11 protein-coding genes and 4 pseudogenes are annotated in these 13,770 nt (G+C 68.1%); 8 read left to right on the top strand and 7 right to left on the bottom strand.

What is annotated here, in order from left to right:
- Positions 1-6: 6 nt before the first annotated feature.
- The 4 genes from WS78_RS24530 to WS78_RS24515 form a co-directional block, all read right to left on the bottom strand.
- Positions 7-3,240 carry an efflux RND transporter permease subunit gene (locus tag WS78_RS24530; protein WP_059582299.1) on the bottom strand — a complete coding sequence of 1,078 codons (3,234 nt, stop codon included), beginning with the start codon at positions 3,238-3,240 and terminating at the stop codon, positions 7-9.
- Positions 3,241-3,313: 73 nt separating this feature from the next.
- Positions 3,314-4,774, bottom strand: coding sequence for an efflux RND transporter periplasmic adaptor subunit (locus WS78_RS24525; protein WP_059582293.1), 1,461 nt, complete (start codon positions 4,772-4,774; stop codon positions 3,314-3,316).
- 24 nt (positions 4,775-4,798) lie between these two features.
- A complete protein-coding gene (locus tag WS78_RS24520) occupies positions 4,799-6,166 on the bottom strand; it encodes a TolC family protein (RefSeq protein WP_059582290.1) in 1,368 nt (455 codons plus the stop codon).
- A 379-nt stretch (positions 6,167-6,545) separates the two neighbouring features.
- Positions 6,546-6,836, bottom strand: a complete 291-nt coding sequence (locus tag WS78_RS24515) for a hypothetical protein (protein WP_059582286.1) — start codon at positions 6,834-6,836, stop codon at positions 6,546-6,548.
- 166 nt (positions 6,837-7,002) lie between these two features.
- Here WS78_RS24515 and WS78_RS37255 point away from each other — a divergent pair, with 166 nt between their 5' ends.
- Together WS78_RS37255 and WS78_RS38395 are read left to right on the top strand one after the other, a co-directional pair.
- On the top strand, positions 7,003-7,431 hold the full coding sequence (locus tag WS78_RS37255; RefSeq protein ID WP_197419464.1) for a hypothetical protein: 429 nt from the start codon (positions 7,003-7,005) through the stop codon (positions 7,429-7,431).
- 143 nt (positions 7,432-7,574) lie between these two features.
- Positions 7,575-7,682 (top strand): annotated as a pseudogene (locus WS78_RS38395) (signal peptidase I); the annotation flags it as partial.
- 209 nt (positions 7,683-7,891) lie between these two features.
- On the opposite strand, the gene WS78_RS24505 reads toward WS78_RS38395, so the two are convergent.
- Entirely contained in the window at positions 7,892-8,380 is a 489-nt protein-coding gene (locus WS78_RS24505) for an adenosine-specific kinase (protein ID WP_081989383.1), read from the bottom strand.
- A 187-nt stretch (positions 8,381-8,567) separates the two neighbouring features.
- Between WS78_RS24505 and WS78_RS24500 the strand changes: the two genes are divergently transcribed.
- The 3 genes and pseudogenes from WS78_RS24500 to WS78_RS37785 form a co-directional block, all read left to right on the top strand.
- The gene (locus tag WS78_RS24500; RefSeq protein WP_038744869.1) at positions 8,568-9,542 is read left to right on the top strand and encodes a cysteine synthase A; all 975 of its coding nucleotides are present in this window, start codon (positions 8,568-8,570) and stop codon (positions 9,540-9,542) included.
- A 99-nt stretch (positions 9,543-9,641) separates the two neighbouring features.
- Positions 9,642-10,127 carry an aminoacyl-tRNA deacylase gene (locus WS78_RS24495; protein WP_038744870.1) on the top strand — a complete coding sequence of 162 codons (486 nt, stop codon included), beginning with the start codon at positions 9,642-9,644 and terminating at the stop codon, positions 10,125-10,127.
- A gap of 221 nt (positions 10,128-10,348) precedes the next feature.
- Positions 10,349-10,535, top strand: a pseudogene (locus WS78_RS37785) (integrase core domain-containing protein); the annotation flags it as partial.
- A gap of 225 nt (positions 10,536-10,760) precedes the next feature.
- On the opposite strand, the gene WS78_RS24485 reads toward WS78_RS37785, so the two are convergent.
- Both WS78_RS24485 and WS78_RS24480 read right to left on the bottom strand, forming a co-directional pair.
- Positions 10,761-11,060 carry a ferredoxin family protein gene (locus WS78_RS24485; RefSeq protein WP_038744928.1) on the bottom strand — a complete coding sequence of 100 codons (300 nt, stop codon included), beginning with the start codon at positions 11,058-11,060 and terminating at the stop codon, positions 10,761-10,763.
- Positions 11,057-11,386 (bottom strand): annotated as a pseudogene (locus WS78_RS24480) (FAD-dependent oxidoreductase); the annotation flags it as partial. The pseudogene WS78_RS24480 and the gene WS78_RS24485, both read right to left, overlap by 4 nt.
- Positions 11,387-11,441: 55 nt before the next feature.
- On the opposite strand from WS78_RS24480, the gene WS78_RS36275 reads away from it, so the two are divergent.
- From WS78_RS36275 to WS78_RS36270, 3 genes and pseudogenes are all read left to right on the top strand, one after another.
- The gene (locus tag WS78_RS36275; protein ID WP_156437556.1) at positions 11,442-11,600 is read left to right on the top strand and encodes a hypothetical protein; all 159 of its coding nucleotides are present in this window, start codon (positions 11,442-11,444) and stop codon (positions 11,598-11,600) included.
- 372 nt (positions 11,601-11,972) lie between these two features.
- Positions 11,973-13,250, top strand: coding sequence for a nitrogenase iron-molybdenum cofactor biosynthesis protein NifE (nifE, locus tag WS78_RS24475; protein WP_226377305.1), 1,278 nt, complete (start codon positions 11,973-11,975; stop codon positions 13,248-13,250).
- Between the two features lie 30 nt (positions 13,251-13,280).
- A pseudogene (locus tag WS78_RS36270) lies at positions 13,281-13,391 on the top strand (integrase core domain-containing protein); the annotation flags it as partial.
- Positions 13,392-13,770: the final 379 nt, after the last annotated feature.

Raw genomic sequence — 13,770 nt, 5'->3', positions numbered from 1 at the left:
CTGGTTTCACCTCGATGATTCGCGCCGCCGGCGCAGGACGGCCGCGGGCGCGAGCTTCGCGAGCCGCCCGGCGAACCGCTCGCCGAGCGCGGCGCGCAGCGACGCCGAGTGCGCCACCCGATAGAGTACCGGCAAAACGAGCAGCGTCAGCGCGGTCGACGACAGGATGCCGCCGATCACGACGGTGGCGAGCGGCCGCTGGACCTCCGCGCCGGTGCCGGTGGCGAACGCCATCGGCAGGAAGCCGAGCGACGCGACGAGCGCGGTCATCAGCACCGGCCGCAGGCGCGTGAGCGCGCCTTCGCGCACCGCGGCGTCGAGCGGCATGCCTTCGTCGCGCAGATTGCGGATGAACGAGATCATCACGAGGCCGTTGAGCACGGCGACGCCCGACAGCGCGATGAAGCCGACCGCGGCCGTGATCGACAGCGGAATGCCGCGCAGCCACAGCGACACGACGCCGCCCGTGAGCGCGAACGGAATGCCGGTGAACACGAGCAGGCCGTCCTTCGCGTTGTTGAACATCACGAACAGCAGCACGAACACCATCGCGAGCGCGAGCGGCACGACGATCTTCAGCCGCTCGCTCGCGCTTTGCAACTGTTCGAACTGGCCGCCCCACGACAGCCAGTAGCCGGCCGGCACCTGGACATCCGCTGCGATCTGCTCGCGCGCGTCGGCGACGAACGAGCCGACGTCGCGCTCGCGCACGTTTGCGCTGACGACGACGCGGCGCTTGCCGTTTTCGCGGCTGATCTGGTTCGGCCCCGGCGACAGGTCGACCGTCGCGAGCTCGGCGAGCGGCACGTACGGCGCCTGGACGACCGGGCCGCTCGCGCCCGCCGAAGCCGGGAACGGCAGCGCGATCGGCAGCCGCTTGATCGCCTCGACGTCGGTGCGCAGCTCGTCCGGCAGCCGCACGACGATGTCGAAGCGGCGATCGCCCTGGAACAGCAGGCCCGCCTTGCGGCCGCCCACCGCCGCGGCGACCGCGTCCTGCACGTCGCCCACCGTCACGCCGTAGCGCGCGAGCTTGTCGCGATCGAGGTTGACGGTCAGCACGGGCAGGCCGGTCGTCTGCTCGACTTTCACCTCGGAGGCGCCCGGCACCTTTTGCAGCGCGGCCGCGATCCGCTCGCCGGTCGCGTTGAGCGTCGCCATGTCGTCGCCGAAGATCTTGACCGCGACGTCGCTGCGCACGCCTGAGATCAGCTCGTTGAAGCGCAGCTGGATCGGCTGCGAGAACTCGTACGCGTTGCCGGGCAGCCCGGCAAGCGCGGCCTCGATTTCCTGGCGCAGCGCGTCGCGCGACTTGCGCGGATTCGGCCATTGGTCGACGGGCTTCAGCATGATGTAGCCGTCGGACATGTTCGGCGGCATCGGATCGGCGGCGATCTCCGCCGTGCCGGTGCGCGCGAACACGCGTTCGATCTCGGGAAAGCGCGCCTTGAGCGTCTTCTCGATCGAGCGCTGCATCTCGATCGACTGCGTGAGGCTCGTGCCCGGAATGCGCAGCGCGGACACCGCGAGATCGCCTTCGTTCAGGCTCGGAATGAACTCGCTGCCGAGCCGCGTCACGAGCACGAGCGTCAACGCGACGATGGCGGCCGCGCCCGCGAGCACCTGCCTCGGCCGCGCGACGAACGCGTCGAGCGCGGGCGCGTACAGGCGCTTCGCGGCGCTCATCAGCCGGTTTTCCTTTTCCTCGACGCGCCGGCCGATGAACAGCGCGACCGCCGCGGGAATGAACGTGACGGTGAGCGCCATCGCGGCCGCGAGCGCCATCACGACGGTGATCGCCATCGGATGGAACATCTTCCCCTCGACGCCCGTGAGCGCGAAGATCGGCAGATAGACGACCATGATGATCAGTTGCCCGAAGATCAGCGCGCGGCGCGCTTCCTGCGACGCGGCGAACACCTCGGCGAAGCGCTCGTCGCGCGTGAGCGGGCGGCCGGCCGCGTGTTGCGCGTGCGCGAGCCGGCGTATGCAGTTCTCGACGATCACGACCGCGCCGTCGACGATGATGCCGAAATCGAGCGCGCCGAGGCTCATCAGGTTCGCGCTGACCTTCGCGTTGACCATTCCGGTGAACGTCATCAGCATCGACAGCGGAATCACGAGCGCGGTGATCACCGCCGCGCGGATGTTGCCGAGGAACAGGAACAGGATCGCGATCACGAGCACCGCGCCTTCGAGCAGGTTCTTCTTGACCGTCTGCACGGCCTTCTCGACGAGCACCGTGCGGTCGTAGACGGGGATCGCGCGCACGCCGGCGGGCAGCGTGCGGTTCACGTCGACCATCTTCGCGGCGACGGCCTTCGCGACCGTGCGGCTGTTCTCGCCCATCAGCATGAACACGGTGCCGAGCACGACTTCCTCGCCGTTGGCCGTCGCGGCGCCCGTGCGCAGCTCGCGGCCGATGTCGACGGCGCCGACGTCCTTCATCCGCACCGGCACGCCGCCGACGTTCGTGAGCACGATGTTCGCGATGTCGTCGACCGAGCGCGCCTGGCCCGGCACGCGCACGAGATACTGCTCGCCGCGCTTTTCGATGTAGCCCGCGCCCACGTTGTCGTTGTTGCGCTCGAGCGCGCGCACGACGTCGGCGAGCGTGAGCCCGTACGACATCAGCTTCGTCGGATTCGGCGCGACGCGGTATTCCTTCACGTATCCGCCGATCGAGTTCACCTCGGTCACGCCCGGCACGTTGCGCAACTGCGGCCGCACGACCCAGTCCTGCAACTCGCGCAGATCGGCGCTCGTGTAGCGCGTGCCGTCCGGCTTGCGCGCGTCGGCGTCGGCTTCGACGGTCCACAGGTAGATTTCGCCGAGGCCCGTCGAGGTCGGCCCCATCGCGGGCGCGACGCCGGGCGGCAGCTTGTCCTTCGCCTCCTGAATGCGCTCGTTGACGAGCTGGCGCGCGAAGTAGATGTCGGTGCCGTCCTTGAAGATCACGGTGACCTGCGACAGCCCGTAGCGCGAGATCGAGCGCGTCTGCTCGAGATTCGGCAGGCCGGCCATCGCGGTCTCGACCGGATAGGTGATCCGCTGCTCGGCTTCGAGCGGCGAATAGCCGGGCGCGGACGTGTTGATCTGCACCTGGACGTTCGTGATGTCGGGCACCGCGTCGATCGGCAGCTTCTGGTAACTGTAGACGCCGAGCGACGCGACCGCGACGATCGCGAGCATCACGAGCCAGCGGTGCGCGATCGCAAAGCGGATCAGGCGCTCAAACATGGTGACAGTCCTCTGGAATGCGAAAAAAAGCGCTGCGCGCCGGCGCGGGGCGGAGCGCGGCGCGTGCGGCGCGTCAGTGCTCGTCGGCAACGCCCTTGCCGAGCTCCGCCTTCAGCACGAAGCTGTTCGCGGCGGCGTAGATCTGGCCGGGCGCGAGGCCCTTGACGACCTCGACGCTCCCGGCGTCGCGCCGGCCCGTCTCGACCGACTGCGCGACGAAGCCCTTCGGCGTGCGCACGAACACGGCGGGCGCGCCGTCGATGTCCTGCAGCGCGTCGCTCGCGACAGCGACCGGCACGTTTTGCGTGCCCGCGTCGACGGTCACGTTGACGAACATTCCGGGCCGCCACGCGCCGTCGGGGTTCGGCAGCACGACGCGCGCGGGCGCGGTGCGGGTCTGCTCGCCGAGCAGCGCGCCGACGTACGCGATCGGCCCGCTCGATTTCGACTCGAACGCGGCCGCGTTGACGCTCGCGTGGCGGCCGACGCGCACGTCGTTCAGGCGTTGCGCGGGCACGGCCATCTCGGCCCAGACCGAGGACAGATCGGACACGACGAATACGTTCGCGTCGGCGGCGATCGCCTCGCCGGGCGCGATGTGCTTCTCGACGATCGTGCCCGCGAACGGCGCGCGCAGCTCGTAGCGGTTGAGCGCGCCGGACGCGGCGCTCGCGTTCAGCGCGGCGAGCTTCTGCCGCGCGTTCGCCGCGGCGATCTCCGCCTCGCGCAACTGCACCTGCGCCAGCAAATAGTCCTGCTCGGCGGAGATCCGCTCTTCCCACAAGGTCTTTTCTCGCGCGTACGACGTGCGGGCCGCCTCCAGCCGGCGCTCGGCCGTCATCAGCTCGCTGCGGCGGTCGGCGAGATCCGTGCTCGCGATCACGGCGAGCACCTGCCCCGCTTTGACGTTCTCGCCGATCGACACGGCGACCCGCTCGACGATCCCCGCGACGCGCGGCACGACGTGCGCGGTGCGGTCCTCGTTGAACTTGATCTCGCCCGGCAACTGGAAGCTCGCGACCACCTGCGCGGGGCCCGCGCGCGCGACCCCGATCTTCGCCGCGCCGATCTGCTCGTCGCTCAGCGCGATCGCGCCGTCGGCGCGCGAGAACGGGAACGACGCGCGCCGCGCGCCGATCTTCACGTCGATCGATGCGTCGAATACGTGAGGCTTCGCGATCGCCTGCGCCGACGTGTATTTCGCGCCCGCTTCCGAGAACTGCAGCGCGACGCGGCTGCCGTCGTAGCGGGTCAGCGTGCCGGAGACGCTCGCGCCTTTCGGCGCGGGCTTGCCGTCGGCGAACGGGTAGACGACGAGGCGCGCGTCGTCGGGCTTTTCCGACAGCACGATTTCGACCGACAGCGCGCCTTGCGCGAGCACCGTGCCGCCGTGCTGGCCGGCCGCGCCCGATGCGGGAGCGGCGGCGGCTCCGGCCGGCGTGGACGACGTGGACGGCGCGCGCGCGAGCGCCAGTGCGATGGCGAGAGCGCCGGCCGCGGCCGCCCCGGCGAGGATCAATTGCTTGCGTTGCATGGCGAGTTCTTCAGTGAAATGGGTTCAGCGAAGTTGGGCGAGGGGGCGGGACGCGTCGCGCGACGGCGCGCCGACGAGGCGATCGATGTCCGCGTACGACTGGTGCGCGTCGGCGAGCGCCAGCACGTAGCGCGACTGCGCGTCGAACAGCGTGCGCTGTGCGTCGAGCACGTCGAGGAAGCTGAACTTGCCGAGCTGGTAGCCGCGCGACATCGCGTCGAGCGATTGCCGCGCGGCCGGCAGCACGTCGGCCTTCAGCCGCCGCGCTTCGTTCGTCGAGCGCTCGAAGTTCGCGTAGGCCTGCGTGAGATCGAGCCGCAGGCGCGCGCGCTCGGCGTCGAAATCGGCGCTCGCCTTCGCGGCCTTGTGGACCGCTTCGAGAATCGCGCCCTTGTTCGTATCGAACAGCGGCAGCGGAATGGATATGCCGACGACTGCTTGATTGTCCGGCGCGCCGCCCGTGACGACGCGCTTGACGCCCGCGCTCACGGTGATGTCCGGCACGCGCTTCGCGCGCTCGATCGCGATCTGCGCGTTCGTGCGCAGCATGGCGGCCTTCGCCGCGCGAGAGAGCGGCGCGTCGTCGAGCCGTCCGAGCAATTGCGGCAACGGCTCGACGGTGGGCAGCGCATCGAGGTCGCCCGACGCGGCGCGCTCGCGCACGAGGGCGCTGCCCGTCACGTTGGCGAGCCGCGCGAGCGCCGCCGTCACGCGCGTCTGCGCGTTCGACAGCTCGATCTGCGCGGCCGTCTGCGCGACGCGCGCCTTCGTCGCCTCGACGGGCGACACCTTGCCGGCTCGCGCGCGCTTGTCCGCCATGTCGGCCGAGCGCGCGGCGATCGCCGCGGATTCCTCGGCGACCTGCAACTGACGCTGCGCGGCGAGCAGGCCGTAGAACGCGCTCGTCACATCGGCGCGCAGCGCGCTCGCGCGGCCGTCGAGCGACGCGAGCGCGAACTCGCGGCCGTACGATGCGGCGTCGACGCGCGAGCGCCGCTTGCCGCCCAGCTCGATCGTCTGGTTGACGAGGCCGGTCGTCGTCCGCTCCTGCCGCTCGAAGCCTTCCTGCAGGAGCGACACGCTTGGATTCGGCCGCGCGCCCGCCTGGACGAGCGCGCCGACGGACGCATCGGCGTCGGATTGCGCGCTCTTGAGCAGCGGGTTGTTCGCCGCGGCGAGGTTCAGCGCGTCGTCGAGCGACAGCGCGGGCGGGGCGGCGGCGGACTCGGCGGTGGACGCGGGCGGCGTCGGCGCGGAAGGCGCGCCGGCGTCGGCGGGCATGGCGGCCGGCCGGCCGGGCGCGACGGCGGGCGGTGCGGACTGCGCTTGCGCCTGCACCGCCGACGCCGCGATCGCGGCCGACACGAGTGCGGCGAAGATACGCTTGGGCATGGGTGATCGAGTTTGGGTGAAACGCGATCGATGCTACGGGGCGTGCCGCAATGCAAACATGAGGCGAACATGACATTTTTGTCACGTTCGCGCGGGAGGGGGGCGATCGGTGCGGCGGGGTTTGTCGGCGTGCGGAGTGCGGAGTGCGGAGTGCGTGTCGAGGGCCGATGCGGCAGATGCGGCAGATGCGGTGGAACGCATCTGCCGAGCCGGACATGGCGGATGTGTCGCGACGGCGCGCGGACGCGCGCTGGAGTCGAACGCCGTGACGCCGTGACGCCGTGACGCCGTGACGCCGTGACGCCGTGACGCCGTAATGCCGTAATGCCGTGATGCCGTAATGCAGTGACGCCGGATCGCCGCTCAGTCGCTCGACCGCTCAGCCGCCGCTGACGGCCGAATGCGCGCCGGCGGCGGTTTCGATATCGACGGGACGCGGGTTCGCGCCCGGCGCGCCGTCGTTGCGTTGCGAGAGTTTCGCGCCGGCCGCGCAGTCGCGCGCACAGGCGGGCGACTGCGCGTCGCGCTGCGGTTGTTGCGGCTGCTGCGGCGTTTCGGCGCGAATCGGCTTGCGCTCCTTGAACACGCGCTCGGGCATTCCGTGCGCGAACGCGGATGAGGCGGCGACGGCGAAAAGCGCCGCGACGGCCATGGATGTTGCTCGTTTCATCGAATGTCTCGCTTGGTGGTCGCCGCCGGAACGGCGGACCCGGCCAGTGTGACGACGGCGCGGTGCGTGGCGATGACCGCGCGGTGACAAGTCTGTCAGGAACCGGGCGAGCCGCGGCATTCAGGCGGCTTCCCGCGGCAGAGGAGCGACGTCGGACGTCGTCGTCATGCGGTCGTCATGCGTTTCGGCGTTGATCCGCGCGGCGCGCGCCGCGCCGATCGGCGGAGCATTGCGTCAGTACACGCGCATCGCATGCAATGCAATCGCGGCGACGCATGCAAACCGCCGCGGCGAATCATCGATCGAACGAAAACCGGGATTCGACACCCGTTCGGCGACAGGCGGGCGCGCCGCTCGCCTGCGCCCGCATCGGTCGGTCGCCGCCGAATCAGCAGCCTTCGCGGCAGTCGGCGACGCCGCATGCGATGAGATTTCCGGCGACTTCGCGCAGCAGGTGTTGCGTGAGCGCGCCGGCGCCGCCTTGGGCGAGACGGAGCAATTCGATCAGATCTTGCGCGGCGAGGCTCATGTTGGTCTCCTTCGCTGCGGCGCTTCTCGAGCGCCGCCGCAAAACATGAAATTCTCTTTGTTGTGACCCAAGTATCGTCCACGGGCCGCACCGATCCAATCAGCCGACGACGAACTTCGCGTCATCCGCTGCAGCGGTTTGTCGGCGTTTTCCTACGCAATCCTCAGCGGAAATCGGCGGTATGGAGCGGGGTGACGGAAGGGGGCGGCGAGATCATGGGGCGCACGCGGCGCGTGGCGTTCCCGTTCGATCCGTCGCGGTTTTGTCTGCCGCGCGGCGAGCGGTTCGGCGCGCGCCGGGGCGGCTCGCTCGGTTGAACGGCGGGCATCGATTGCCGGCGCGGCGAGCGTCTGATTCGAGCCGGCATGCAGGCACGCCGGCACGCCGCATCGTGCCCGTGAACGGGGCGGTAAACGTGCCCGCGAAGTGCCCGCGAAGTGCCCGCGAACGCATCGATCCCACGCAGCGCGCGATCAGCCCGAAATCGGCCGGAAATCGGCCCAAAGCGTCGTTCGCCGCCCGGCGGCTACGCCTTGTAGCCGATGTTGCGCAGCAGCGCCTTTCGCCAGCTCACATCCTCGTCGTTTTCGACGCCGAGCGGCGCAAAGCCGTCGACGACGCCGAGGATGCTGCGTCCTTGATCGGTCTGCGCGACGACGACCTCGGTCGGATTCGCGGTCGCGCAGAAAATCCGGCAGACCTCGGGCACGGCCTTGATCGCGTTCAGCACGTTGACCGGATAGAAGCCCTCGCCGAGAAACACGAGAAAGCAGTGGCCCGAGCCGATCGCGGTCGCGTTCCGGCACGCAAGCTCGGTCAGCTCGCCGTCGGTGCCGGAGCGGCGCACGAGGCGCTTGCCGGACGCCTCGCAAAACGCGAGGCCGAACCGAATGCCCGGCACGGTGCCGACGAGCGCCTCGTGGATGTCCTCCACCGATTTGATGAAATGCGTCTGACCGAGAATGAAGTTCGTCGTCTCGGGCTTGTCGATCGCAACGGTAAGCAATTGCAGCATGTCGCACCTCGTCTCGTGGCGACGCGAATGCACCGGCGCGCGAGCGCCGCAGGCCCGGTCGCTTTCGGGCCGCTTTCCAGCTTAGTACGCGGCTCGCGGCGGCGAAAGCGCGGTGCCGGCCGGCGCCGTCACCTATCCTTGATGTAGGTCGAGCCGCCGGCGCGCGGGCGGGGAAGGGGGAACGATCATGGACGTGCGGCAGGGTTTCGTCGACTGCGTGGGACGCACGCCGCTCATCCGCCTGGCGAAGCTCAGCGCGGAGACGGGCTGCGACATTCTCGGCAAGGCCGAATTCATGAACCCGGGCGGATCGGTCAAGGATCGCGCGGCGCGCTACATCATCGAAGACGCCGAGCGGCGCGGCGCGCTGAAGCCGGGCGGCACCGTCGTCGAGGGCACGGCCGGCAACACCGGCATCGGGCTCGCGCATCTTTGCGCGGCGCGCGGCTACCGCTGCGTGATCGTGATTCCCGAGACGCAGTCGCCGGAAAAGATGGCGCTGCTGCGCACGCTCGGCGCGGACGTGCGCTCCGTGCCGGCCGCGCCGTACAAGGACCCGAACAACTATCAGAAGATCGCCGGGCGGCTCGCCGCCGAGCTGGACAACGCGATTTGGGCCAACCAGTTCGACAACCTCGTCAATCGGCAGGCGCACTACGAGACGACCGGCCCGGAAATCTGGCGCGATACGGCGGGCACGGTCGATGCGTTCGTCTGCGCGACGGGAACGGGCGGCACGCTCGCGGGCGTGAGCCGCTATCTGAAGGAGCGCGATCCCGAGATCCGCATCGTGCTCGCGGACCCGTGCGGAAGCGGGCTCTACAGCTACGTGAAGACGGGCGAGATCAAGGTCGAGGGCAACTCGATCACGGAAGGCATCGGATCGAGCCGCGTGACGGCCAATCTGGAAGGCGCGCCGATCGACGACGCGGTGCGCATCGACGATCCGGCGTGCGTGGCGATGGTCTACCGGCTGTTGCGCGAAGAGGGGCTGTACGTCGGCGGATCGAGCGGAATCAACGTCGCGGCGGCCGTCTGGCTCGCACGGCAGATGGGGCCGGGGCATACGATCGTGACGCTGCTGTGCGATCGCGGCGACATTTACCGCACGCGGCTCTTCAACCGCGAGTGGCTGCGCGAAAGAGGGCTCGAGCCGTCGTAGGTGCGGCGCCGCCGCATTGTTCGGACGAGCGAGCGCGACCTATTCTAGAGACATCCTGCCAACCGGCGGCGATCAACGTTTGTTAGACGGAGGTGTGCCATGTCGATGTCCGTCACTTTGCAGGACTGCCTGCGCCAGAAGGCTTCGCGATACGAAGTCATCCATCATCCTTACAGCCACTCGAACATGGAGGCGGCCGCGGCGGCGCACATTCCAGGCGACCGTCTCGCGAAGACCGTGCTGCTCGAAGACGCACAGGGCTACGTCGCGGCCGTGCTGCCGACCACGCACGCGGTGCGGCTTTCGGAACTCTGGGCGAAGACCGGACGCCATCTCGTGCTCGCGAAGGAAGTCGAACTGCGCGAACTGTTCAAGGACTGCGACGTGGGCGCGCTGCCGCCCGTGTGCATGGCCTACGGGATGCAGACGTTCCTCGACGAGAGCCTCGCGCAGCAGCCGGACGTGTATTTCGAGGCCGGCGACCATGAAGAGCTGGTCCACATGGATCGCGACGAGTTCCTCTCGCTGATGGACAAGGCGGAACGGGCGAGCTTCTCGCACAAGATTCAGGGCGTGGTTTCGTGAACGACTTGGCCGGCCTCGGCCCTCGGGCCGAGGCCGAGCAGCGGGCGCGGGGCGACGGGCTCGGAGGGGCCCGTCGCCCCGTTCGATTTGACTGGCGTCGCACCCGCGGGAGCAGCGCTCCGCAAGCATCGGCGGGAAGCGTCAGCCGCCGGAAATCCTCGGGAGATTATTGTCGGTCGGCCCGCTCGGGCAGCGCGCGCCTCGTCATTCTTCGCGCGCTCGATTGCCTAAGCGAGCACTGGTTCACGAGCCTCGCGCATGCCCAGGTGCTTATCGCAGCCCGGCGCCTGGACTACAACGAGTCAAGGCGACACGGCGCACTGGATGGATTGCCTTTCGCCTGCAGCGTGCGCGGCGAAACTTCCGGCAACGGCGGATGCGCCTGCCGCTTTCCGGGAGCTGGTTTGAAGGGACTTTGCTAGACGCCCGTTGGCCTTACCGAGGGGGCAGGTCAGTATCGTCCCTCGACATCACTCCAGGTAGTTCGGTCCTGCCCCTCGTTGCGGCAAATCGCGACGGGATAATGGTTTCTTGTCCGTTCAAATGCCGCTCTTGGGATCAAACGTTACCGGCAGATGGACGAGGCGTCTGGCGCACCATAACAGGCTATGTTCGGCTGGCGGTAGTGTTCCCTCAACCGAACTTGAACAGCACCCCGTGGCCGCCCCGCGGATACTCCCATTCGATGTTTTGATGGTCGCTGCACAGGATGCGGCAGCTTCCGCATTCGAGGCAGCCGTCGGTGATCAGCGTCACCGAGCCGTTGCCCTCGGCCTTGTAGCACGACGCCGGACAGACGAACGTGCAGCTCTTCAGACCGCATTCGTTCAGGCAGACGTCAGCATCCTTGATCCGGATGTGAGGCCGGCCCGCGTCGACGCGGTAGCGGTTCTGGAACAGCTTCTCCTCGACGTTGACTGTCACGGTGCTCATCGAAATGCCCTCCAAAGTTTGTATGCGTCGCCGACGAGGCCGGCGAGCGAACGGCTCTTGCGGAAGCTCGACATGATCGACCGCTCCTTGCTCTTCTTGTCGACGCCGTCGACGGTGATCATCGTGCGCGCGGCGTTCGCGACGAGATCCGGATAGGTCGTGAAGAACTGCGGATTGCGGTGCAGCGTGTTCGGCATGTCGCGGTACTTGCGCAGATCCTTCATCACGAAGCTCGCGTCGAGCTTCGACTTGTACGCCTTCAGCTCGCCCGCACGATAGCCGCGGCCGGCCGCCTTCGCGGCGATGACCGTCTCGGCGGCGACGCGATCGCTTCGCGCAACGAGCTGCCCCCGCCGGTGACGGATCTCACGGCGCTCACGCTTGTCGAGGCACGACCGCGTGCATCGTGCGACGGAGATGCGCGCGGGCGCGGCGTTGCTCGACCGCGTGAGCGCCGATGCGCAGCCGCAACGCTTCGAGCAGTGGCTGCTCGTCTGCGCGTGCGACTACGCCGCGGGGGCATGGCGGCGCGGGTCATGACGCCGCCGACCACCCGAAGGCGGGGTGGTGGCGCCGCGCGCTCGCGGCCTATGTGGTGGTGCAGGCGCCCGCGTCATCCCGCGCGTCGCTCGACGCGCGCCCGAGCGATTGCGCGGGCGGTCGCGATCGAGCGCGGGAACGGTTGAGCGGGTCGGCGTCGCGCGCGTGTCGTCCCCGTCGTCGATCGTGCGACGGCCGCCGAGCCCGCGCGCCACCGTCGATTGTCGCAATCCGTTCAAATCGTCCAAAGCGCGTCTCGATACCGACAACGCGCGCCGTCCGGCGTGCCGCTGCGCACGGTGTTCATGCGGTTCCGGCGCGTGGTATGGAACTTGCGGCTATCCCGTTGCCCGATCCCGTAAGGAGCCCGACATGTCCGCATCGCTGAAAGCCAAGATCGCCGAAGTGTTCGACGAGCCGGGTTGCGACAAGAACCAGGGCAAGAGCGAGAAGCAGCGCAAGAAGGGCTGCACGAAGCAGCTGTCGCCCGGCGCAGCCGGGGGCGGCTGCGCGTTCGACGGCGCGAAGATCGCGCTGCAGCCGATCGTCGACGTCGCCCATTTCGTGCACGGCCCGATCGCGTGCGAAGGCAACTCGTGGGACAACCGGCACTCGGCCTCGTCCGGATCGCAGCTCTACCGCACGGGCTTCACGACCGACATCAACGAGCTCGACGTCGTCTACGGCGGCGAGAAGCGGCTCTTCAAGAGCGTGCGCGAGATCATCGAGAAATACGATCCGCCGGCTGTGTTCGTCTATCAAACCTGCGTGACCGCGCTGATCGGCGATGACATCGAGGCCGTCTGCAAGCGCGCGTCCGAGAAGTTCGGCAAGCCGGTGATCCCGGTCAACTCGCCCGGCTTCGCCGGGCCGAAGAACCTTGGCAACAAGCTCGGCGGCGAGGCGATCCTCGACTACGTGATCGGCACGCGCGAGCCCGCGTACACGACGCCGTACGACATCAACATCATCGGCGAGTACAACCTGTCGGGCGAGCTGTGGCAGACGAAGCCGCTCCTCGACGCGCTCGGCGTCCGGGTCCTGTCGTGCATCTCCGGCGACGGCCGCTACAACGAGATCGCCGCCTCGCACCGCGCGAAGGTCAACATGATGGTGTGCTCGAAGTCGATGATCAACATCGCGACGAAGATGCAGCAGCGCTACGGCATTCCGTATTTTGAAGGTTCGTTCTACGGCATCGGCGACATGAGCGACACGCTGCGGCAGATCGCGAAGCTGCTCGTGCAGCAGGGCGCGCACGCCGGCCTGATCGATCGCACCGAGCGCCTGATCGAGGCCGAGGAAGCGCGTGCGTGGAAGCGTATCGCGCACTACAAGGCGCGCCTCACCGGCAAGCGCGTGCTGTTGATCACGGGCGGCGTGAAGTCGTGGTCGGTCGTCGCCGCGCTGCAGGAGGCGGGGATGGAGATCGTCGGCACCAGCATCAAGAAGAGCACGAAGGAAGACAAGGAAAAAATCAAGGAGATCATGGGCGACGACGCGCACATGATCGACGACATGACGCCGCGCGAGATGTACGCGATGCTGCGCGACGCGAAGGCCAACATCATGCTGTCGGGCGGCCGCTCGCAGTTCGTCGCGCTGAAGGCGCGGATGCCGTGGCTCGACATCAACCAGGAGCGCCACTGACTTGAGACGTTTCTTGTAGCCATCGGTCCTGCCTTCATCGCACCGGGCAGTCCGTGGCAAAACGGGTTCGTCGAGAGCTTCAACGGCAAGCTGCGTGACGAATTGCTGAACCGGGAATGGTTCCGCAGCCGCGCCGAGGCCATTCGCCTATTCCGACAAGGAAACGGAATGGGCACGCCGTGTCGTAAGAGCCGCGCAGGCGAGTGGTGGCGAAGCAGTCTCCGTTGACGGGACGATGGTCGACAAACCGATAGTCCTTAAAGCACTTGAAATTGTCTCATCTGCCGATCGATAGGCCATGCCATCAAATTGGGGGGGCGTCATGGGCATCTGCGGACACGAGGCAGAGAAACGTATTTACTAGTCTCAGACCACCGCCTGCTTCTATCCGGTTTTCCTCAGAGGGGGGGCGCGATCGCCGAAACGGCGATCACTCTTTTATTTCGAGATGTTGGTCAGCATCAACTCAACATGCAAGTGCATCGACCACCGTCGTCGTATCTCGAGGACGCATTCAATA

Source organism: Burkholderia savannae, assembly GCF_001524445.2.
GTDB lineage: Bacteria > Pseudomonadota > Gammaproteobacteria > Burkholderiales > Burkholderiaceae > Burkholderia > Burkholderia savannae.
Note: the sequence above shows the minus strand (reverse complement) of the source record. Positions and strands in the feature narration are given on the sequence as shown.